A 24,211-nucleotide genomic window follows, 5' to 3' on the forward strand; every position below is an offset into this window, starting at 1 on the left:
TATGTAATTTATCGATAAAAATGTGTATTTTGTCGAATAATTATTTATATTTGACGACCTATTGTATTTAAAATGTCCCAAATAAAACGATACACATTTATTGTTCTGATGTTATTATCCATCAGTTTATTCTCTCAAAATACCATTGAGAAGGATCCTGAAATTATTCAAAACAATATAGATTACCGAATTGAACAATCTCAAAAGAATATTGAAAGCTTCAATTACTTTGAAGCTCAAAAAATACTTGATGAGGCTTTAGAACTTGCTCAAAATTCAGATAACAAGAAAAGCATTGGGCTTATTCAATCCATAAAAGGTAAGTTACATTTAATTATAGAGGAAGAAGACGTTGCCATAAAAGCACTTACTTCTGCTGTAGAAATGCAGCGTATCATCAATGATAATAAGAATCTTGGTAGATCCTATAAAACTTTTGGAGATGTTTATATGGCCAAGAACAACGTTTACCAAGCATTAGATTCCTATCGTGCGGCAAAATCTAAATTTCAGGAAGAAGAAATGGATACCGAACTAGCCGAAACCCTATTGGCAGAAGGTAATGCTTACTTAGAACTTAAAAATTACAGAAAAGCTAGAGAGCTTACTGAACAGGCAGTAGCTTTGGCAAGAAAAGAGGAACTTAATAGCACTCTAAGTAATGCTTTGGTTAATCATGGAAAAATCCATAATATTCTTAACGAACACCCAAAAGCTTTAAATTTTGCTAAAGAAGGTCTAGAAATAGCAAAATCTAACGGTTTAAAATCCATTCAAAACAAAGGGCTTCTAGTACTAAGCAATATTTATGAAAGTACAAACAACTACGAATTAGCTACTACCTACCTAAAAGCCCATATAAAACTGTCAGACTCTTTAAGAGCAGTAAAAAGAGCGAATCTATCTCCTGAAAAAAGAATTAAGTTTTTAATTAACGATCAAATTGAAAACAACAAAAAACAACAGGCTGAATTAGAAGAAGCCAACAATAAAAATGATTTAAGTACCTTAATTTCCATTCTCAGTGTAGCACTTATTACTATTCTATCATTACTCACGCTTTCGCTTTATAAGAATAATAACATAAGGTTGAAAACCAACAATATGCTACATAAGAAAAATAATGAGCTTATTGTTGCTAAAGAAAAAGCCGAATTGGCCTCTAAAACAAAAGCCAATTTCCTGTCAACTGTAACCCATGAGTTAAGAACACCGCTTTACGCCGTAACTGGCTTAAGTAATATGCTGCTTGATGAAAACCCCAAACCTGAACAAATTCAGCACTTAAAATCCTTGAAGTTTTCGGGGGATTATTTGTTGACTTTTATAAATGATATCCTTCAAATAAATAAAATTGAAGCAAACAAGGTTGAAGTAGAGCCAGAACCGTTCAATCTAAAAAAGAAAATCAACAACATCATACTAGCGTTAAATAATTCAGCACTAGATAACAACATTACTATTCATTTTGAATACGATAAAGATTTACCAGAAAACTTTGTTGCAGACCAATTAAAGATTTCCCAAATACTCATAAACCTCATAGGAAACTCCATCAAGTTTACAAAAGATGGAGACATTTGGATTAGAATATATAAAATAGGCCAAGAAAATGACATTTATAACCTTCGATTTGAAGTTGAAGACAACGGTATAGGCATTACCAAAGAGAAGCAAGACAATATGTTTGAAAGTTTTTCTCAAGGCTCCATACAAATTAATCGTAAATACGGTGGCACAGGATTGGGGCTTTCTATTGTAAAAGGTTTAATAGAAATATTAAAAGGAAAAATTTATTTACAAAGTGAATTAGGGAAAGGCACTACCTTCTTCTTCGAAATTCCTCTAGAATATAACGAGGCAAAAGAAAAATTAGCTGATGACGATATCAAAAAACTTGATAAAAAACCTGATATTGATTTAAGTTCAGTTAAAATTTTAGTAGTCGAAGACAACAAAATCAACCAAATGATTACTAAGAAGATATTAACCAAAATGGAGCTTGCTTGTGATGTTGTAGACAACGGAGAATCTGCGGTTGATATGATAAAAACCAATAAGTACGACATCATTCTAATGGATATCCATATGCCTGGAATTAGCGGTATTGAGGCTACAAAAATTGTTAGGACTTTTGATAAAGAATTAACCATTTTTGCGCTTACAGCTGTAACCATAGAAGATAAAATGCATGAGTTTGAAGAAGCAGGATTTACTGATATTATCCCTAAACCTTTCAAGCAAGAAGAATTTGAGAAAAAACTATTCAATGCATTATCAAACAAAAAATCAGCTACTGCTTAATATTTATCGATAAAGGTCTTTATCAAATTATCAAACATCTTATTTTTATCTATTTTTACCCTTATTGGTAAATAATATAGTTTATCCTCTAAGGACTTATAATGCTTTAAACGCATAAAATCTTTCTCTGTGGTAAGTATTGTTGTTTTAGATTCTAAATTAGAGATATCTTTATTTGAAAATTCATAATGATCTTTAAAGTTTAAATGCTCAAAATTTAAGTTTTTAGATTTTAAAAAGTTTACCATTGGTGTAGCATTGGCAATACCTGTTACCAGCACAAAATCCCTTAAATCCATTAAATGCATCTTAGCCTTATTTGAAAATATCTCATCTGAATAAGAAATAGAACTAAAAAACACATACTGTTCTTTATTAGCATTAATCTGTTTTAAGAAAAAAGATTTGTCCTCTTCCCTTAAATCTAAAGGACACTTTGTTACGACGATAATATCTGCACGTTTAGCACCACTTCTCGGTTCTCTTAAATCTCCCGTAGGTAATACAATGTCTTTAAAATATGGTTTTTGGTATGTAGTTAGCATAATATTAAATCCAGCTTTTACTTTTCTATGCTGAAATGCATCATCTAGAAGCACTACTTCAGGAGGCTTGGTATGTTGTAATAGTTGTGAAATACCATTAATGCGATTACCATCTACAGCAACCATAACTTGCTTTCCAAATTTGTTGTAGAATTGATAGGGTTCATCCCCAATATCTTCAGAAGTCGTGCTTTCATTAGCTAATAAAAACCCCTTTGTTTTTCGCTTGTACCCCCTACTAAGCGTTGCTGTTTTATGGTCATCCTTTAAAAGCCGAATTAAATATTCAATCATTGGTGTTTTACCCGTTCCACCAACACTTAAATTACCCACACAAATTACTGGGATAGAAAAAGACGTAGATGTCTTAATTCCAATATCATAAAATATATTCCGTAACCAAGTTATTAGGTAGTACATAGGAACTACTGGAATTAATATTTTTCTTAGGAGCTTCATAACAACGAATGTAATTATTTTATCTTTGATACTAAATACAAACCGTATGATTATACAAGATGTTATAAACCATTTAGAGACACTTGCGCCTTTAACTTATGCTGAAGATTTTGATAATGTAGGGCTTTTAGTGGGAGACAAAACGGCAAATTTAAAAGGTGTTTTGGTAACGTTAGATACTCTAGAAAGTGTTGTTGATGAAGCAATCGCAAAAGATTGCAATCTTATAGTAAGCTTCCATCCCATTATTTTTAAAGGTCTTAAAAAGCTAAATGGCAATACTTATGTAGAACGTGTAGTTATGAAAGCTATAAAGCACGACATAGCAATTTACAGTATACACACAGCATTGGATAATACTTATCTAGGTGTTAACGATATGATTTGCAATCAGCTTGAATTAGAAAATAAACAAATTTTGATACCGCAAAATGGTACCATAAAAAAATTAACGACCTATGTTCCAAAAAATGAAGCTGAAGCATTGAGAACTGCTCTTTTTAATGCAGGTGCGGGTAGTATTGGAAATTACGATAACTGTAGTTTTAATACAGATGGGTATGGTACCTTTAAAGGCAACGAAGCGTCATCCCCAACCATCGGAAATAAAAATGAAACCCATACAGAAGCAGAAACCAAAGTTACTGTAACATTTGCTAAACACCTTGAGGGAAAGGTGTTAAAAACACTTTTCAGTTCACATTCCTACGAAGAAGTAGCTTATGAAATTGTGACTATTGAAAACAAAAACCAACATATAGGTATGGGTATGATTGGAGAGTTGGCACATCCCTTTTCTGAAACAGATTTCCTGAGTCATCTTAAAACCAAAATGCACACAGGTTGTATCCGCCATTCCAGGTTTTTAAATAAAACCATTAAAAAAGTAGCAGTGTTGGGAGGCTCTGGAAGTTTCGCCATAAATGCAGCAAAAGCTATGGGAGCAGATGCTTTTGTTACGGCAGACTTAAAATATCACGACTTTTTCTCTGCTGAAAACTCCATTCTTCTGGCAGACATTGGACATTATGAAAGTGAACAATTCACAAAAACACTTTTAGTAGAGTATCTTACAAAAAAAATTACTAATTTTGCAATCATTTTATCAAACACAGACACCAATCCTGTTAAGTATTTTTAAAGTATGGCTAAAAAGAAAGAAGTTAGTGTAGAAGAGCGTTTAAGAGCACTTTACGATTTACAACTTATAGACTCTCGTATTGACGAAATAAGAAATGTTAGAGGAGAGTTACCTTTAGAAGTAAGAGATTTAGAAGATGAAGTAGCTGGACTAAACATCAGGTTAGAAAAGTTAGTAAACGACCTTGCTACAATTGATAGTGATATTTCTTCAAGAAAAAATTTAATTGAAGAGTCTAAAGCGCTCATCAAAAAATACGGAGAGCAACAAAAAAATGTTAGAAATAACAGGGAATTTAACTCTCTTTCTAAAGAAGTTGAGTTTCAAGAGTTAGAAATTCAATTGGCTGAAAAGCACATCAAAGAATTTAAAGCTCAAATAGAGCAAAAGAAAGAAGTAATAGCTACTACCAAAGACCAGCTTAAAGAACGTGAAACACATCTAAAGCATAAAAAAGGAGAGCTAGATGCTATATTAGCCGAAACCGAAAAAGAAGAGCAAGCACTGCTTGGTAAATCAGAAGAATACAAAACCCAAATAGAAGATCGTTTGGTTGCTGCGTATGACAGAATACGTAAAAATGTAAAAAATGGTTTGGCTGTTGTGCCTATAGAAAGAGGTGCTTCTGGTGGTTCTTTCTTTACCATCCCTCCACAAATACAAGTAGAAATTGCATCACGTACCAAGGTAATTACTGATGAGCACAGTGGAAGAATTTTGGTAGATGCAGTTTTAGCAGAAGAGCAAAAAGCTAAAATGGAAAAACTATTTGCAAAACTGTAAATAGTAAAACACTATAAATTGTAAAGCCTTCATTAACACGTGAAGGCTTTTTTATGTCCAATATTTAAGAATCTTAATAGTAGTTTTACACTTCCACAATAGTAAAGCAAAGCTCTTAATGCTGAACAATAATTGTTTCTGATTATTATTTAAAACAACTTTCTCATTTTAAAATTTAAGGTTTCTTATTTTTATACGTCTATTAGAAAAAGAAAAACAATGAAAAACTACATTACCCTCTTAATTATAGCTCTAGCTTTTAGTTGCCAAAACACAGCACAAAGCAATGATAAACAAAAGGCTGTTATAAATGCTACACCAGTCGAAGTCCCTTTAGAAAAAGGAAAGGCTAAAGCCTATTTTGCCAGTGGTTGCTTTTGGTGTGTTGAAGCAGTTTACGAGAGCATAAAAGGTGTTGATGAAGTAATAAATGGATATTCTGGTGGCCATACAGATAATCCAACCTATAATGCCAGTAATACTGGTCGAACAGGACATGCTGAAGCCGTTGAAGTAATATACGATCCTAAAGTAGTAAGTTTCTCTACATTAGTTGATGCTTATTTCGCATCGCAAAATCCTACACAAGTAAACGGACAAGGACCAGATAGGGGATCGCAGTACCGTTCCATCATCTTTTATCAAAATGATGCACAAAAGGCAGTTATTCTCGAGAAAAAAGAAGCTCTTGCTAAACAGCTAGATGCTAAAATTGCAGCCGAAATATATCCTTTCCAAAAGTTTTGGGTTGCTGAAGACTACCATCAAAACTATGAAAGACTTCATCCTAATAATAGTTATATCCGTAACGTATCCATACCAAGACTAAAACGATTTCAGTCTAAGTTCCCAGAAGAATTACTGAAAGAAAAACACTAGTTACCTGAGTTCGATATAAATATCAGTAAATAAACCACTATGAATTTGAAATCCATAGTTTTAGATAAAAGAATGAAATTCTTTTAAAGTAGCTTATCATTCCGAATGAGGTACGAAGCGGAATCTAATAGTTTTGAATCTATAATGAGATTTCTCACTACGTTCGAAACGACTGTTAGTACACAAAATGTTTAAGGAAACAAAAAACTACAATGCAATTCCAAGGTTTAGGCTTTTAATAGAAATAAAATCCTAAAAAAATCATTTAGGATATTTTTCTTTGATATCTCGCACCAATCCTTCTAAACCATTTATTTTTAATTCATATACCTGCCTAAGCATATTACCTAGTTTTCCTTTAGGAAACCCTTTACCATGGTACCAGACCACGTAATATTCTGGCAAATCAATTAAATAGCGGTCTTTATATTTACCGTAAGGCATTTTAGTGTGAGCGAGGTCTATTAAGAATTGTTTATCTGGTAACATAATTTAGTCTGTAGACTTAAAATAATCTAATATTTTCAACTCCTTTTTAATAAATACCTCCCATTGTAACTGCACTTCCATATTTCTGGAGAAGTCAGTCTCAGCATCATATTTATCCTGAAACGCAGCAAGTTCTTTATTGATATTTTTATGTGTCTCCCTTAAACGCTTAGCAACATCATTAGTAGTTTTCAGTAAACTTATACGCTTTCTAAATTTTCGAGCAAACAATTCTGTGATATCAAAATGTAATTGTTCATGTCCCAATACATGATCGTTTACACTTTCAGGTTTATACCAAGATTGGTCTGGATAGAAATGAGCATGAACTTCTGTAGAGAAACTAATAACACGTGTATCACTCTCTCGGATTGAAAAACCAAAAGTAATACCAGAAGCTGTTGTTGCAACTGCATTTACATTGTACTTAGGTTTTGCTTTAAAATCGTTCCAAGTTAAACGATATGTATCTTTCCAAGACATTACTGGCTCTTCTTTTTTCTGAACAAACAGCAACACGCATATTATTAAAACAACCTTATACACTGTGGAAAGTTTATAAGTAAACGTAAATATAGTAGCCTTATTGCTTTAACTCTACTACCTTAAGATTATCGTACTTAACAAGATAAACTGCGTCGTTATAAAAACCACCAAACATTTTCTTTTTATAAGCAAACTTGTTTTCAACATATGCTGTTAGTGGTGCTTCATTAACAGACATAAACAAGTCTTCGGATGTTACTATTCTTAGTACGACATCCATAGTTAAATCAAATCCTTTTACAGCCCGTCTACCAGGAGTTACATTATAACTATTTTTATAATGCTTAATAAAAGTATTCTGTCCATCTTCACTATATGGCTTTGAGGATGTTGCAAATGTAAATTGTAGTTTAGAGAGATGTGTATTATTTACCTCATCGCCTTCAAAAGCACCATTAAATCTGGTAGTAACTAATACAATTTCAGATTTTTCCACTTCTGGTTTTTCTGGATCAACCTTTAAATTCAAGGCGGCTAAAATACTTGTAGCACCAGAGATAAAACTTTCATTTTGCGTTTCTAAAAATACTACATTCTTTCCTGGTTTTAATACCGTTTCAATGTCTTCTTTAGTAACAAAATATTCATCTTTGCCTTCCTTATTTTTTCTAGAATACACAATGGTACTAGCATTAAATTCGCGTTTTAAAGCGTTTGCTACGGACACGTTTTTAGAATCAGCAATTATGATAATATTCTTGGGTAAACTATCACGTTTCACATAATTGACAATCTTCACTTTTAGCAAATCATCAGAAGGTCTGGATTGGAATACATTATCATAAAGCTGTAGTTTTGTACCTATTGGAGATACTACAGGAACATGGTATTGTTTTAATGCATTAGAAACAATATTAAAATTCTTTGTAGTAAGTGGACCAATTACAGCATCAACGTTTTCAAAGTCGTTTTCTAATAATATCCTAGACACAGCTGTATTTTGATATTTAGTATCATATACGTCTAAAGTTATAGAAACCCCAAGTTTCTTTAGAGAATCTATCGCAACCAAAACACCAGAATAAAAATCCAGAGAGGCATCCAAATAGGGATCTTTCTCAATACTTTTTTTTGTTCCAGATATAGAGTCAAAATCAACACGATTCAATCTAAAGGGTAACATCAAAGCAATGCGCTTGGTATTAAAATCCTTTATATTATTTACCAGATTGGTTGTATTTGCATCTTCATCAATTACACCTTCAGCATCCGTAAGCGGAACCTTTAATATCATTCCTGCTTTTAAACCACTTTCTGCTAAGCCCGGATTCAATGCTTCCAATTCGTGTTGCTCTAAACCTAACTTAAGTTTTAAACGGTAAAATCCTTCTTTAGGTAAAACTTTATAATAACTGTATTGCTCATCAATTGCTTTCTCCTCTGTCTTTTCAATATTAGGCACCTTAATTTCTTGCCCCTCTTGCAATACCTCCCCCATATCTGGGTTAATAGTTTCTAACTCAGCAACAGTAATTCCAAATTTATAGGCTATACGCCATTTTCCTTCTTTAGGAAGCACTGTATATGTTTTATAAGCATCAACTGCTTCTTCAACCTTAATTATTTTAAAAATTGGTATTTGTAGCTTATCCCCTTTTTGTAAATTATTGGCATATAGAAACGTATTGTATTTTTTTATATCCTCAATCTCTACGCCATACTTTTGCGATATTCCAAATAGCGTTTCCTTACGTTTAGTTTTGTGCTTTTTAAACCCCTGTAATTCTTTGGTTTCTGTAACCTTTGGTTTTTTAGCTTTAGAAATTGGGATTATTAAAATAGTATTAGGTTTCAATCCCTTTTTGGCATCAGGATTTAAACCATAAATATCAAAAGGTGTAACATAATACCGCTTAGCAATATCCTCGATAGTTTCTCCTTTTTTAACCTGATGCGTACTATAGTTTTGGGCATTAACAGATGCTATTCCAAAAAATAATGAAATAATCAGGACTAATAAAAATCTATGCATTGTATTGTTTATTTAATAGCTAACCTATATTAAATAGCTTATATACGTTATTTATTGTGTAAAAAGATTAACCTTTTTAATTTATTATTACATATAGCATGCCAAATTCTTATATGGGCGTTATCCTCCTTTGGTCGGGTCGGGCTTGCCTACCGGCAGGCTTTTCTTTGCAAGTCCTAACGCAGTTCAATCAGCAACTATTAGTTAAAAAACCAAAATATTAGGTATTCCAGTTACAAGTGAACTACTCCCACTCTATGGTGGCAGGAGGTTTAGAACTTATATCGTAAACTACCCTATTTACACCTTTTACCTTATTAATAATTTCATTTGATGTTTTTTGAAGGAATTCATAGGGTAAGTTTACCCAATCGGCTGTCATACCATCTGTACTCTCAACAGCTCTTAAGGCCACACATTTTTCGTAAGTACGCTCGTCCCCCATAACACCAACACTATTTACTGGTAATAGCATAGCTCCAGCCTGCCACACTTTATCATACAAACCCCATTCTTTTAGGCCTTTTATAAAAATATAATCCACTTCTTGAAGCATTTTAACTTTTTCAGCGGTTATATCTCCTAAAATCCTAATACCCAAACCAGGTCCAGGGAATGGATGGCGCCCCAACAATTCAGGATAAATCCCTAGTGTAGCCCCTACACGCCTTACCTCATCCTTAAAAATAGCCCTTAACGGTTCTACTATTTTTAGTTTCATAAAATCAGGTAAGCCTCCCACATTATGATGGCTTTTTATAGTTGCCGATGGCCCCCCAGTAGCCGAAACACTTTCTATAACATCAGGATATATAGTACCTTGTGCTAACCATTTCACATCTTCAAGTTTATGTGCCTCGTCATCAAACACTTCAATAAAGGCATTACCGATAGCTTTTCGCTTTTTCTCTGGATCTTCAATATCTTTCAATGCAGCTAGAAATCGTTCTGAGGCATCAACCCCTTTAACGTTAAGTCCCATACCCTCGTACTGGTTTAAAACGCTTTCAAATTCATTTTTACGCAGTAAGCCGTTATTCACAAAAATACAGTACAAGTTTTTACCAATAGCTTTGTTTAATAAAACAGCAGCTACAGTAGAATCTACACCTCCAGACAAGCCTAAAACAACTTTGTCGCTACCAACTTTTTCCTGAATGGCTTCAACAGTTTCTTCTACAAAAGACTGCGGCGTCCAATCTTGATGCAAACCTGCTATGCTCACTAAAAAGTTTTCCAATAATTGCTTTCCATCAGTAGAATGGTATACTTCAGGGTGGAATTGAATAGCGTAAGTTTCTTCGCCATTAATTCTATACGCAGCATTCTCCACATCGTGTGTGCTAGCAATTAAAACCCCATTTTCAGGTAGTTTTTTAATTGTGTCTGAATGACTCATCCAAACCTGACTACCTGCATTCACATGCGCAAAAAATGGTTCACTTTCTTTAATAAAAGACAAATTTGCACGTCCGTATTCCCTAGTATTGGATGGTGCCACTTCCCCTCCTGAAAAATGCGCTAAATATTGAGCACCATAGCATACCGCCAAAACAGGCTTTTTACCTCTAATTTCAGATAAATCAGGATGTAGGGCATCTTCTCCTCTTACAGAGTTTGGACTGCCCGACAGAATCACTGCCTTGTACTCTTCTAAATTGTTTGGAATTTTATTAAACGGATGGATTTCGGAGTATATGTTGAGTTCTCTAACTCTACGCCCAATAAGCTGTGTGTATTGGCTCCCGAAGTCTAAAATTAGTACCTTATCATGTTGCATGCGCAAAAATAGGAATTGATTTTTTATTGGAAAGTTTGGGCAGTTTATTTTTTCAACAATTATTAAATATTATTTTTATTAAAAATAAATTAGTGCTCAATATGAAAAAGTTCATTTGTTCTACAGTTTTATTAATTATTCAATTTTACTTTCTACAGGCTCAAGACAAAACGCTTATTGACAGTTTAAAGCATGAACTTGAACAAAGAAAAACAGATGACTCTACAAAAATTAGCATCTTAATAAATCTCAATAAAAATCTTAAATACTCTAAACCTGAAGAAGCAAAAGCCTATGCTTTAAAAGGTATAGAAATCTCAAATAGAATTGATAATAAGTTTGGTATTGCTGCATGCAACATGCATATAGGCGATTATTTTTTAAACAAAAGTGAAAATGATTCTGCTTTACACTATTACGCCATTGCAAAAAGAAACTTTCAAGATATTTCATACACAAGAGGGTTAATATTTATTAATCATGCCATTTCTATTGTTAAAGAAACATCGGGGGACTTAGATGAAGCAATTGCTATTACCAAAGAAAATTTAAAACTAATTGAAGAAACCGAAGACGATGATGACCCTTCTAAAATTAAATTTATTGGATCACATCATGATGCGTTATCCATCCGTTATGCAGAAAAAGGCAACTACAAAATAGCCTTGAAAGAAGCTCTTAAAGCCTTAGAATGTTTTGAAAAAGTAAAAGACCCCAGAAGAGCTGGTGCCTTGGAGCAAATCGGTATCATTCAATCTACTCAAAAAAATTATGAGTCTGCACTAAAATATTATAAGCAAGCTGCGCAAATCTATGAGCAAGAACATCAGGAGTGGTCGCTAACTTATGTTAACACATCTTTAGGATCTACATATAAAAACTTAGACGATTACGTTAATGCAAAAAAACATTACGATTTAGCTATAAAATATGCTAAAGAATTTGAAGATAAATTTGCACTTTCTGATGCACTAAATGCTGTCGCGGAATTAGAAATAGAAAATGAAAACTATGCTAAAGCTAAAACACTTTTTCTAGAAGTTAAAACTATAGCAGAAGAAGAAAGTTATCAACTTAACTTAGCTAATGCACTTCACGGATTATCTAAAATTTCATATAAGAACAAAAACTACGGCACAGCACTAAAGTATAATTATGAAGCCATAGAACTTGCTAAACCCAACAACGCTCTTGCCTATCTAAAACGATTTTATCCTTACCGCGCTAAGATTCTACAAGCGCAAAACAAGCACAAAGAAGCTATAGTATACCTTGATGCATCCCGAGAAGTTAATGACAGTTTATATTCCATTACTAAAACACAACAAATTGAAGAGTTAAAAACAATATACGAAACCGAAAAAAAAGAACAACAAATAGCCTTACAGGAAGCAGAGATTAATTTATTAGAAAAAAAAGGAGAAGTCAATACGTTATACATCATCCTATTGGGACTAGGCTTATTATTAGCATTAATTGGTTTTTATGCCTTAAGACAAAAGTTGAAAAGAAGTAAAACCGAAAAAGAAAAACTAAATCTTGAACTTGATTATAAAAAGAAAGAATTAACTACTCATGCATTGCATTTAGCAAAGAAGAATGAACTTTTAGAAACCTTAAAACAGCAAGCTAAAACTTTTAAAACTTCTGAAAACTCTCTAAAAGGGTACAATCAATTAATTCGTACCATAAATTTTGATTTAAAAGGCGACAATAATTGGGATAATTTTTCTCGTTATTTTGAGCAAGTACATACGGATTTTAATACTAATGTTAAACAGAAATATCCTGAGGTAACATCAAATGAATTGCGATTAATGGCTTTATTAAAGATGAATTTATCTTCTAAAGAGATCGCTAACATCTTAAACATTTCTCCAGAAGGGGTTAAAAAAGCACGCTACCGATTACGTAAAAAATTAGACATAACCACAGAGGATTCTTTACAAGATTTGGTTCTTAATCTTTAGCGTACTAAATGGTTAAAATTGAAAACTCACCACCTAATGGTTTTAAATTTTCTATTAACCTTGGGATTAGCGATTGTCCATATTCTAAATAAAACTCTGAAAAATTAGTGTTACGTTCCTGCAAACTCCTATTAGGAAACAACTCATTTTGAAGTTCTGTCATTCTAGACACCTCATCAGAGAGTGCTTTCTTTTGGGCCTTTAGTAATCGTTTTTCTAATGTCTCAAGCCCTTTTTGCTGTTTCTTTTCTTGTGCCTTAACAGCTCCGATAAAAGATTTATCGGTTTGCTCTGCAAGTTTAAGCATATCTTCAAATTGAGCTTTTAAATACTCTTTTTGAGGCGCAAAACTTAAATCGATATTTGATATTTCACGTACTTTTTTATTAATAAAAGAATGTCGTTTTAAAAAAATAGCTTTGTTAGAAATATTTAACTTTTGAAGTTTCTTAGCCTGTTTCTCTGTTTTTATTAAGACTGAATTTCTAAGCAACAACATTGGAAAAGGAATATCTACCGTTTCGAAATAAGATTTCAATTGCATCCAATACGCTAATTCCCCTCCTCCACCAATGTAGCAAAGGTTTGGTAAAATTACTTCTTGGTATAATGGACGCATAATTACATTCGGAGAAAATCTTTCAGGCTCCTCATTAAGATGTTTTAGTATCTCACTCTTACTCCAAATTATATCTGTATTAACCACTTTATAAACATCATCTTCAAAAATGATACGTTCTCGTAATCCTTCATTTAAATAAAAAAGGTTTATTTCTCTTGGATTTACCTGAATTTTATAAGAATCATCAACTTTGGCTAAAGCTATATTTGTAGTACTAACTTTTTTAAACGATACCTGACTTAAAAGTTCCTTTTCAACATAAGGTATAAATAGGCGTTTTAACTTAGTATCATTAGCATCAATTATTATTAAACCATAATCTTTAAACAATTCGTTAGCTAAAAATCGTGTAGCGTCAGCTAAATTATCATGATTTATATAAGCTTTTTTAAATAAATCTTTTAAGAATTCTGAGTTTCTACTAGCGCCTAAATCTTGAGAAAACAACTCTAACACTTCATCTAAACCTTTAGTATTTAGTTCTCCTACTGATCCATTGGCATTTTTATTCCATTGGAATTTTTTCCCTTTAAAATTAAAATAATTAATTTCTTCAAAATCATGATCTTCTGTGGCCATCCAATATACTGGCACAAAATTATGTTCTGGATATACCGCTTTTAGTTGTTTCGAAAGATTAATTGTTGAAACTATTTTATATAAGAAATAAAGTGGACCTGTAAATAAGTTTAGTTGGTGTCCCGTGGTTATTGTAAATGTATTTTCAGAATTTAAGCTTTCAAGATTGTGGCTTGTAGATTCTGAAATTTCAAGATTTTGGTACTGCTGTTTCAAAGCATCTACTAAAGTAGTTCTAGATTGCACCTGAAAAGATTGCTTTTTTTCTTCAATTTGAGATTTAAAATTATCAATGGATGGAAAACGATGATAAAACGATTTAAGCTCGTCTTTCTCATCTAAATAATCACAAATTAATGATGAAAAATAACCAGTAGCCCGAAATGGTATGTACTCTTGCTGCATATATCACGTAATAGTCGTGTAAATATACAGTTATTACATTTTTTAATATCTAAAAATTAAGTTAAGGCTTTTTTAAAGTACTCTAAACTGAAATACTGAAGACTCTGAAGTGTTTCCTGTAGTATCTCTAGTAACTATTTTCCAATGATAAATAGTTCCTGAACTTACAGTAACATCTAGCTGAGTTGCAGTAACGGCACTAGCATGAATATCTGGTGTATTACTTGTTCCTAAATATACATCGTAATTAACTATATCATCATCAACATCACTACCAGACCATATAAGAGTAACCGTACCTGCATTTACAGAAGCTGCCATGTCTGGAGCATTAATTGTAGCAGGAAAAGGTGCGTATGTCTCAACTCCTGGTCCTGAATTATAGAATTTCCAGGTTTCACTCTCTGCTGTTACAGTACCGCGTTTAGATTGTACATACCAAGAATATGGAGTTGCTCTATTTATTACAATCCCTATTTTATCTTCGGTAGTTTCTTCTTCAATAGTTGACCCATCAATTAAATTCGTGATAAAAATTCTATAACCATCTGCAACATCACTAGCTTCCCATTCAAAAAAGACAGTGCTTTGTGTTGGTGTTATATTTGCTCCTGTATTACACAATTCATCCTTGTGGGGAAACTGCAGACTTACGGTTAGCTTATCTATTTCACTGGGATCTTCTGGGTCTACACTAATTGGATCTGGCTCTATAGTGGAAGGGTTGCTACATGCAAACACTAAAAAACTAAAACAAATTACATAAATTATCTTTTTCATTTCTTAACAATTTTAAAGTTAGAAATTGAATTTTTAGATGTTATAATCACAGTATACAAACCTGTTTTAAAATGCTGCGTATTTATAGTAACGCTTCTCTTATCTCTCCACTCTATTTGTCTATTTAAAACCATTTGCCCTATATAAGAAAAGACCTGTATCTCTACAATATCACTATCCATTTCTCCCAAGTAAATATTAATATCTTCTTGAAATGGATTTGGATATACTAACATTTCATCAGACAATAAAATACTTTCCTCATGAAAACCTTGACAAGGTAAATCTGTTGAAATCTTTATTGTGTTTTCTCCCTGTTCTAATTGTAGCGTTATAGAGGAATCTGTTGTTGAAAATTGCAAACCATTAAAATCAATATTATAATTACTACTTCCAGACATAGTAAACGTTACTTCCTTTCCTTTTTTACTTTTACCGGTAATGACATCCAAATTTTCAGGATGATTAATTACTACATCAAAACACCTCTCAAAATTTGGTAATTCATCCGATGTCATACATAATCTATACGTTCCCGCAAGTAAGTTTAAAATATCTATTTCGTTGGTAAAGCTATATTCTCTATCAAAATCATCTCCAACTAAATGTGCTTTATATTGATAAAATTCTTTAGTGGTTATTCTTATTTTTCCATCGTTATTATTTAAACATGTCTCACTTGTAATTAGAATGGTAAAATTATCTTCTGGTAATGCTGAAAAGGTACAGCCAAATAAATCTACAGGTTCGCCAAATGGTGTTCCTGGACATAAGTCATCCTCATTGGCTACGCCATCATTATCGGCATCGTCACAAACCGTTTGATAATTTGTTGTAGCATCTTTAAACCAATTATCATACAAACCATCCACATTGGAGATTACAGCCACAGGATCATCCACCAAAATACAGCTTAAGTCTGGATTATCCGAAGCATTAAATATCCTAAGAGTTTCATTGGCACCATTTTGAATATTCAATTTATCTTGGAATAACAAATTTGAAATACAAATCAGCTCAGTGAGTTTCGTATTCGAAGTAAAATCTAACTCTGCTAGTAGATTAAAAGAACAATTCAATTTTTCTAAATCTAAAAGCAAACTAACATCTAATGTTTCGAATCGATTATCAGCTATATTTAAATCTATTAAACCTAAATTTGAAGCTGTATTTATTTGAGTAAAATTATTACCAGCAATATTTAAATAGTTTAAATCTAAAAGGCTTGAGGTTTCTAAATCTGTAAGTTGATTTCCTGAAGCATCAACCCCAACTAACTTTACATTATTACTCAAATCTACTGCTTCAATTAAATTATTACTAAAGCTTAATGTTGTAAGTGCTTCAAAATCTTCGATACCTGTTAAGTCTAAAATAGACTTACTTTCTACATCTAATGACTGTCTGTTTTTAATATTGACTGTTGGCACGTAATCATCTAAGGGTGCTGTATCGTAACCCAAATCTATTAAAGCCTGCTCGAAATTATCATCTGGCACATAGGTTTCTCCAAAATGACAGTTTATGGCATACTGCGTAGTTGCATCTTTTAACCACGTTACTCCTGCGGGAACAGTACCATCATCGGTTTGGATACAGGTTAAATCTATATTATTTTGTGCATTTAGATTCGTTAGATTACCATTTTGTCCATTTTGTAAATTTAAAACCTCCAATGCATTTGAAGCACAATTTAGATTTGTAAGTGTAGGGTTAGTAGTGAAGTCAAGTTCTACAATCTCGTTTTGATTACAGTCCAATACTTCAAGTGCTGGGATTAGACTAACATCAAATTCTGTAAAATCATTATTGGAGATATCCACACTAACAACACCTGTATTATTGGTTAAATCTAGATGTGTTAAAGTATTATTAGAACAGTTAATTTCAGTTAAATTTATATTACTACCTACATCTATGGTACTTATGGTATTGTTAGAGCAATTAAAAACCCGTAAAGCAGTAAAATCTTCTATACCTGTTAAGTCTGTAATGTTGTTTCCGCTTATATCTAAATCAGTTACCACTTCTATAATTATGGTTGGCACATAGTCGTCTAAAGGAGCTATATCGTAACCTAAATCAATTAATGCCTGTTCAAAATTATCATCAGGCACATAGGTTTCTCCAAACTTACAATCTATACTATATACCGCAGTAATATCTTTTATCCAACTGGCCCCAACGTTATTTTCGTCATCCACTTGAATACAGTTAAGATTAGGGTTATTAGTTGCCGAAAAATTGGAGATTTCACTATTTATTCCATTTTGGATACTCACAAATTCTATTTGGTTGCCCGACACATTTATAGTGATAGTATCTGGACAAAAATCTAGTGGATTGTTTAAGTTCTGTGCAGGACAAGCTCCTGTTCCCAACGTAGATAAATCCATACCACCATCAATTCCATTATTACTACAGTTAAAGTTTTTAAGCTGATTTAAATTCGAGGCAAGCTCTAAAGATGTGATTGCATTATTACTCACGTTTAATTCTATTAAACTTACATTTATACTTGTATTTAAATCTGTGAGAGCATTGCTGCTAACTGATAAATGCTTAAGCGAGGGCAAGCTATTTAATACTGTGTTTAATTGACTTATTTGATTATTGTCTAAAATTAAACTTTCCAGAACTACTGATGATAAATCATCTACTTCGGTTAGCTGATTTTGTGATCCTGAAAGTGCTATGAGGTTAGAATTGGCAGATAGGTTTATATCAGCTAGTTCATTATCTGAAAAATCTAAAACTTCCAGTGCCGTATTAGCACCTATATCCAGCAAGCTTAACGCATTACTTCTACAATTTAAAGTTGTTAGTGCTAAGCATCTATTTACTTGTAGGGTAGAGAGCTCATTATTGTTACAGCTTATTGTAATTAGCGTAGAATTATCAGCTGCATAACTAACAAAGTTAGATATCTGATTATTGTCGCAAATAACCTCTATTAAATTAGTGTTATTACTAATATCTATACCCCCTAATTTGTTGTTTGAACATTCCAATATTTCTAAATTAGTATGTAATGAGATATCCAAATCGGCCAAATTGTTATCCGGACAAAATAGTTTGGTTAAATTAGGTGTACCTGAAATATTTAACACACCGTTTGGGTTTGTTGTATTTGTGGTTAGGAAAAAATTTGAACCACAGAACAAATTTTCCAGATTAACCATACCACTTACATCCAATTCATCTAAAAAATTATCACTACAATCTAGTTCTGTAAGCGACAAGAATGCCTGTATACCCTCCAGACTTTCAATATTTTTACCGCTTACACTTAAAGATGTTAAATATTCTATATTAGCTGTTAACACCTGATTATCCAATGGGCCAGCATCTATCCCTAAATCAATTAAAGCTTGTTCAAAATTATCATCTGGAATAGGCGTAAATCTATTAGTATCACAATCAGAGTTATAATTTGAAATGGGATCAATCGTCCAACCTGCCGGAATATTACCTATCACAGCAGCATCAACATTAATACAAAACAAACTGGAATTAATGGTGGCATCAAAAAACGTGATGCTGGCATTATTTCCATTTCTTATATCAACAAACTCTAAGGCATTATTATTACAGTTAATACTTGTTAGTAACATATTTGCCACTAAGTTTAGCTCAACAATGGCATTATTTGCACAGTTAAAGGTTTGCAGGGCATCAAAGTCCTGAATTCCTGTTACATCTGCAATATCTCTACCACTAATATCTAAATCAGTTACCCCTAAAATATTACCTGTAGGCACATAATTATCTAATGGGGCTACATCATACCCCAAATCAATTAAAGCTTGTTCAAAGTTACCATCTGGAACATATGTCCCACAATTCGTCGCATAATTTGCCGTTGCATCTATAACCCAATTTACTCCACCTGGCACTCCCCCAGTATCTGTTTCAATACAAGTAAGATTAGGATTATTCACAGCTGTAAAATTTGTTAAATTCCCATTTTGTCCGTTTTGAATATTTAATACTTCCAAAGCATTAGATTCGCAATTAAAATCTGTAATTGATGGATGATTGTTTAAATCTAAAAGCTGGATGGCATTATTAGAACAGTTTAAATTCTCCAGAGATACGTTTGTAGTGATATCTATACTACTTAGATTATTATTTGAAATATTTAAAACGGTTATTGCTGTATTGGCACTTAAATCTAGATGCTCCAAATTATTACCAGAGGCATCTAAATTGGTTAAGAGTATATTATTTGAAATATCTAATTCTAAAATATTATTACCTCCACAATTTAGGGTTGTAAGTCCTGTAAAATCTTCAATACCCAAAAGAGTATCAATATTTAAATTAGATACATCTAGATTGTTAACAGCTACAATATTTGATGTTAAAACCAGATTATCTAAAACATCATCTAAAGCTAAATCGATTAAAGCCTGTTCAAAATTATCATCTGGAACATAAGTATAAATAGCTGCACAAGTTGTTTCTGAAAAGTATGTCCAATCATCTTTTATCCAATTTGCGTCTACAGCAAAACCCACATCAATTTGAATACAAGATAAATCTATATTTCCTTCGGAATTGAACGATGTCACTAAATCATTAAATTCGTTTGAAACTACCAGAGAGGTAAGTTGATTATTTGATACATTTAGTGTTGATGGACCTTGACAGATGGTAATAGGATCTGTTTGTTGGTCTGGACAAACAACCGTATTAATGGCACTTAAATCTAGATTTGTCAATGCATTATTGGAAACATCTAGTATACTTAGAGAGTTATTGAATAGGAGATCTAAAGTCGTTAATTGATTTGAAGCACAATATAGGCTTTGAAGATTGGTATTAGCATCTACATCTAAATTAGTAATTCTATTATTTGAAATTGATAATGAAGTTAAATCAGGGTTTTGACTTAAATCGATAGTTGAAATTCTATTATTGGAACAATTTACACTTCTTATAAGAACATTATCCCTAATATCTATGTTTAAAATTTGATTGTTTGAACAGTCTAAATCTTCTAAATTAGTATTTGCGTTTACTATTAATCCTGTAAGTTGATTAGATCCGCACAATAGTGATTTTAAATTCTCATTATTAGAAACATCAATATCTATTAAATTATTTCCACTGCATATTAATGTTTCCAGTCCTAAAAAATCCTCAATACCAGAAAGTGTATTTAAATTTAAGTTACCAACATTAAGTGCAATTACGTTATCAATTTTATTAGAAAGAACCAATCCGTTGTTATCAATACCATCACCCATGCTGGTATCATCTCCAATACCAACCTCTATACCATTTGCATCATGAGTTTCTAAATAATACTCGAACTTTGCATCTGGAATAGCAGTTGTTTGTGCCTTCAGAGGCGATAATGCCTGTAAAATAAATACACCTAAAAAGAAAAATAAAATTTTAGCTTTCATATAAATTAAAATAGTTTAGATAGTTTTAATAACCACTCCTATCTATTTCTTTATGATATTTCATCTGTTTATCTATCTTCTCTTGCAGGCTCAGGATAAACTGTTGTCTAAACTGTGTATCATTTTCTAGCTTATCAAAAATTTTTCTATTCCTATCAAAATCTCCAGAATCTTCCATCATTTTCTTTGCTAATGTTAAGCCCGCTTCTAGGTCTTGTTCGTTAATCTCAAAGTAAATAATATTTGTTTCTGGAGCTTCTACTACTGATAGCTTTCTGCTACTATAGTCTTGGTAATTAATCTGATTGGTTTGAGCTTTTTCTGTTGTTTCCTTATTAGCTGCAAAACCAACCTGTTCTACATGAGCAATTCTTGATAATATATCTTCAATTTGACTTTTCAAATTCGAAATTTCTCGAGCTTGTGAATCAACTTTATCCTGTAAATTTTCAAGAATTAAATGACTATCGTTTCTATTTAATCCAACAGCAACATTAACGAGATTAAAACCTGTAACATTCTCTCCCCATGCCGTTCCCACAATATCTTTTAATTGGCTTACTTGTATTTCAGAGGGCGATACAGCAACTCCAATACCATCATTTTTACCACTAGGTATAATAAAATCTCCAACACTTACCCTTCCAAAAATCTTAACAGGCACTTGCCCCATAAACGCAACCTTTTCAAAATTTGCTTCATGATTTTTTTGAGGCATGTTACCCAACACAATTGGCTTATAGGATACTACCATAATCCGCTCTGCACCATATAATGATTTTGATATTTTACCTCCCTTAACCCCAACTATATCACCATACGTCATCTTTTCATCTTTATATTCTCTCAATAAATATTCCGCATAATCACCAGCCCCAGAAGCATAGGTTACACCCTGAAAAGTGTCTTTATTATTGTCGTATGTAACTTTATGAGCAATTGCAAAACCTTCATTTACAACTGCAGCTGCAGTTTTAATAGATTCTGCTACTAATTTAGCTTTAGTACTAACTATCCATGAAGGTGGTGGTCCCATAACGCAAGGTATAGGGCCAATACAAGGTGCAACTGCTGTAGCTGCAGCGATATTTTCGCCAATTGCCACTGCTGTGTCCCAAGCTTGAAACAGTAAATCCATAGTTGCATCTGCGATATCATATCCAAGAGAGTTTTGATCGAATATATAATCGGCATTGTTTCTATATTCAGATTCTACCTCGCCTTCAATTCTTCCCCATTGGTCGTCTTCATCCCAAAACGAAATAAAATTATTACCGTTTCTTCTCTTACCCTCAACCTCAATAGCTATACCTTGGGTACTTCCTTTAACCAACAGAGGGTAATTATCTTTGTTCAATCCAGGATCTACACCATCAACCTGATCTGTTTGATTATCTGTGCTTGTATAACTAATTTCATCTATATGTACAGTGGAGTTTATTACAGTTTGCTTATCTGTTTCAATTTTAACCACCCCTTTTAAGGTTGTACTATCATTAACTATTAATGTTCTTGATTCCAAAGCTCCAAAAGTAGATTTACCTTTTACCTCTAAACTACCATTAAGTATTGTAGGGGCATCTACATCCCAATTAGGGGGGCCTGTTAACGAATCTCCAACTATTAAGGCTCCAGATAAATTAGCAACACTTTTGTTGTTTACATTTATGCCGTTATTAAAATTGGCTAAACTATCTACCTCAAGCCTTCCTGATAAGTTTGTACTATTACCACCATTAACATTAAGCGTCCCCCCTAAATTTGTTGGCTGGTTTACAACAGTTAAATCCCCCTTTAATTCTGTATTACCGTCAACTATCAAAGAATCTGAAGCCTTTATTGTTCTATGTTGAATGTAGGGTACATAGGTTAATTTCTCTACACTTAAGTCTACAAAACCATCTCCATTTCTAAAATCTATTTCAACTTTTAAGGATTTTGGTTTACCGTCCCAATAAATTTTTTCAAAATCATCATAGTTCCCTGCACCAATAATTAAATTTATTCTACCAAATTCATCGGTAGTTGTTTCTTGCTCTTCAGTAAACTCAACAAAACCACTTCCTGGAGCAATTATAGAAAATCTCACAATTATATCTGTTGTTGGCAAATAATTGCCCTCTGAATCTACACCAGGTAATTCCAAATCATCAGGACCAATTATAACTGCCTGGTAGCTTATGCCTTCGGTTTGGGCTAAAACAATCATTGATATCAATAAGGCTAAGGTTAGGGTTATTATACGTTTCATAACATTTGGTTTTTAATAGGTATTATATTTTGATAACTTTAGAATTAAGGGTTCTACTACCAGACATCGCCTTTAGCACATAGGAACCTGTTGAGAGGTTATTAAGATTTATTTGTATTGTTCTAGAGGGAAGAAACTGACCTTTATATACTAACTTTCCAATTACATCATGAATTTCAACAATAACCTTTGCTGTTAGCGTTTCTTTAAATGAAATTGTAATACGTTCTTCAAACGGATTAGGGAATACTAGTGCTTTTAAACTACTAGTTTCATTACTCTTCTTTATTACAATCTTACTATGCGGTTGCTGGAACCCTTGACGTAAGTAATATCCATTTTTAGAAGAGGTACCAATAACGCTAGACTGCCCCAAACTCTGGCTTACAATATATTTACCTTTAGATGTTTGAAGTATTTTAGAGGATCCTCCTACCCCTACACTAGATCTTACAATCCTGTATTCTGTATTCTTGGTTTTCGATTGTCCAAAAACCGATGCAACTGTAAACATCGTTAACACACAAATTATAATATGCCTAATTATTTGGTTTGTCATCTTTATTGTTTAGAGCTTCGCTTTATCGAAACTATATTAAATATTCCTTATATACTATAATGTCCATAGTTTGTCCACCTTAAAAATCACAATAACATGTGGGTAAATTAATGATGAAACCAATACCGAATTGATGTGCATTTAGTTTTAATTTTTCTGCACTAATACCACTACTTATCAATATAGAGCTCCCATAATTATAGCCTGCAACAATAGCTGTGCTACTAGAAATTGGGTACTGCATACTTATTCCTGCTCTTAGAAACAAAATGTTATTGTTAAATTCTTCCTCGCCTACCAAATTAAACACATCGTTATTTATGGTTTGGTTTCCTCTAACTAAAAACTCTGAAGCCACAGAGCCATTCGCAAAAAACACTAAATCGTTCCATTGAAATAATTTTACATCAGTACCTCCTTTTATTCCTAAGTAACTTACATCCCAAGCAAAATAATTATCTACACTACTCTCACTACCAATAGCGCCATAGTTATTATAATTAATACCACCTCTTAGAAAAATAGTTTTAGCCTTATTTAAAGGGTGTCTATACCCCATACCAAAATAGGATTTAGATTGTGCTAACAAATTATTTAAACGTTCTCCCCTAGAGTTTTTGTAATCAAAAGAAGAGATAGTAGAGCCATACTCCATATATAATTGTTGGCAATAACCGTATGAAGCACAACCTATAAAAAGTAAAAAAAGTAAAATCTTCTTCATATCTATATA

16 protein-coding genes are annotated in these 24,211 nt (G+C 32.6%); 5 read left to right on the top strand and 11 right to left on the bottom strand.

Annotation, left to right across the window (positions count from 1 at the left end; translation table 11 throughout):
* The first annotated feature begins 108 nt into the window (after nt 1-108).
* Nucleotides 109-2,304, top strand: coding sequence for an ATP-binding response regulator (locus JS605_RS11525; RefSeq protein WP_239000334.1), 2,196 nt, complete (start codon nt 109-111; stop codon nt 2,302-2,304).
* Here the strand turns inward: JS605_RS11525 and lpxK are convergent.
* The gene (gene lpxK / locus JS605_RS11530; protein ID WP_203257881.1) at nt 2,301-3,308 is read right to left on the bottom strand and encodes a tetraacyldisaccharide 4'-kinase; all 1,008 of its coding nucleotides are present in this window, start codon (nt 3,306-3,308) and stop codon (nt 2,301-2,303) included. The genes JS605_RS11525 and lpxK overlap by 4 nt on opposite strands.
* 46 nt (nt 3,309-3,354) lie before the next feature.
* On the opposite strand from lpxK, the gene JS605_RS11535 reads away from it, so the two are divergent.
* From JS605_RS11535 to msrA, 3 genes are all read left to right on the top strand, one after another.
* Nucleotides 3,355-4,449, top strand: a complete 1,095-nt coding sequence (locus JS605_RS11535) for a Nif3-like dinuclear metal center hexameric protein (RefSeq protein ID WP_203257882.1) — start codon at nt 3,355-3,357, stop codon at nt 4,447-4,449.
* A gap of 3 nt (nt 4,450-4,452) precedes the next feature.
* Nucleotides 4,453-5,232, top strand: coding sequence for a zinc ribbon domain-containing protein (locus JS605_RS11540; RefSeq protein WP_203257883.1), 780 nt, complete (start codon nt 4,453-4,455; stop codon nt 5,230-5,232).
* A 219-nt stretch (nt 5,233-5,451) separates the two neighbouring features.
* Complete coding sequence (msrA, locus tag JS605_RS11545) at nt 5,452-6,111, top strand: peptide-methionine (S)-S-oxide reductase MsrA (protein ID WP_203257884.1); 660 nt, start codon at nt 5,452-5,454, stop codon at nt 6,109-6,111.
* Between the two features lie 261 nt (nt 6,112-6,372).
* Here the strand turns inward: msrA and JS605_RS11550 are convergent, their stop codons facing one another.
* The 4 genes from JS605_RS11550 to guaA form a co-directional block, all read right to left on the bottom strand.
* A complete protein-coding gene (locus tag JS605_RS11550) occupies nt 6,373-6,600 on the bottom strand; it encodes a DUF3820 family protein (protein ID WP_203257885.1) in 228 nt (75 codons plus the stop codon).
* A gap of 3 nt (nt 6,601-6,603) precedes the next feature.
* On the bottom strand, nt 6,604-7,083 hold the full coding sequence (locus JS605_RS11555) for a DUF922 domain-containing protein (RefSeq protein ID WP_239000335.1): 480 nt from the start codon (nt 7,081-7,083) through the stop codon (nt 6,604-6,606).
* A gap of 100 nt (nt 7,084-7,183) precedes the next feature.
* A complete protein-coding gene (locus JS605_RS11560) occupies nt 7,184-9,118 on the bottom strand; it encodes an amino acid ABC transporter substrate-binding protein (protein WP_203257887.1) in 1,935 nt (644 codons plus the stop codon).
* 244 nt (nt 9,119-9,362) lie between these two features.
* Nucleotides 9,363-10,898, bottom strand: coding sequence for a glutamine-hydrolyzing GMP synthase (gene guaA, locus JS605_RS11565; RefSeq protein WP_203257888.1), 1,536 nt, complete (start codon nt 10,896-10,898; stop codon nt 9,363-9,365).
* Between the two features lie 101 nt (nt 10,899-10,999).
* Here guaA and JS605_RS11570 point away from each other — a divergent pair, with 101 nt between their 5' ends.
* A complete protein-coding gene (locus tag JS605_RS11570) occupies nt 11,000-12,868 on the top strand; it encodes a tetratricopeptide repeat protein (RefSeq protein ID WP_203257889.1) in 1,869 nt (622 codons plus the stop codon).
* A 4-nt stretch (nt 12,869-12,872) separates the two neighbouring features.
* Here the strand turns inward: JS605_RS11570 and bshC are convergent, their stop codons facing one another.
* From bshC to JS605_RS11600, 6 genes are all read right to left on the bottom strand, one after another.
* Nucleotides 12,873-14,474, bottom strand: a complete 1,602-nt coding sequence (bshC, locus tag JS605_RS11575) for a bacillithiol biosynthesis cysteine-adding enzyme BshC (protein ID WP_203257890.1) — start codon at nt 14,472-14,474, stop codon at nt 12,873-12,875.
* 72 nt (nt 14,475-14,546) lie between these two features.
* Nucleotides 14,547-15,254 (bottom strand): hypothetical protein, encoded by a 708-nt coding sequence (locus JS605_RS11580; RefSeq protein ID WP_203257891.1) that lies wholly within the window; start codon nt 15,252-15,254, stop codon nt 14,547-14,549.
* A complete protein-coding gene (locus tag JS605_RS11585) occupies nt 15,251-20,668 on the bottom strand; it encodes a T9SS type A sorting domain-containing protein (RefSeq protein ID WP_203257892.1) in 5,418 nt (1,805 codons plus the stop codon). The genes JS605_RS11580 and JS605_RS11585 overlap by 4 nt, the downstream gene beginning before the upstream one ends.
* 25 nt (nt 20,669-20,693) lie before the next feature.
* On the bottom strand, nt 20,694-22,919 hold the full coding sequence (locus tag JS605_RS11590) for a hypothetical protein (protein WP_203257893.1): 2,226 nt from the start codon (nt 22,917-22,919) through the stop codon (nt 20,694-20,696).
* Nucleotides 22,920-22,941: 22 nt separating this feature from the next.
* The gene (locus JS605_RS11595) at nt 22,942-23,478 is read right to left on the bottom strand and encodes a T9SS type A sorting domain-containing protein (protein WP_203257894.1); all 537 of its coding nucleotides are present in this window, start codon (nt 23,476-23,478) and stop codon (nt 22,942-22,944) included.
* A gap of 79 nt (nt 23,479-23,557) precedes the next feature.
* A complete protein-coding gene (locus JS605_RS11600; protein ID WP_203257895.1) occupies nt 23,558-24,202 on the bottom strand; it encodes a hypothetical protein in 645 nt (214 codons plus the stop codon).
* Nucleotides 24,203-24,211: the final 9 nt, after the last annotated feature.

It is taken from the genome of Hyunsoonleella ulvae, from assembly GCF_016827605.1.
Lineage (GTDB): Bacteria > Bacteroidota > Bacteroidia > Flavobacteriales > Flavobacteriaceae > Jejuia > Jejuia ulvae.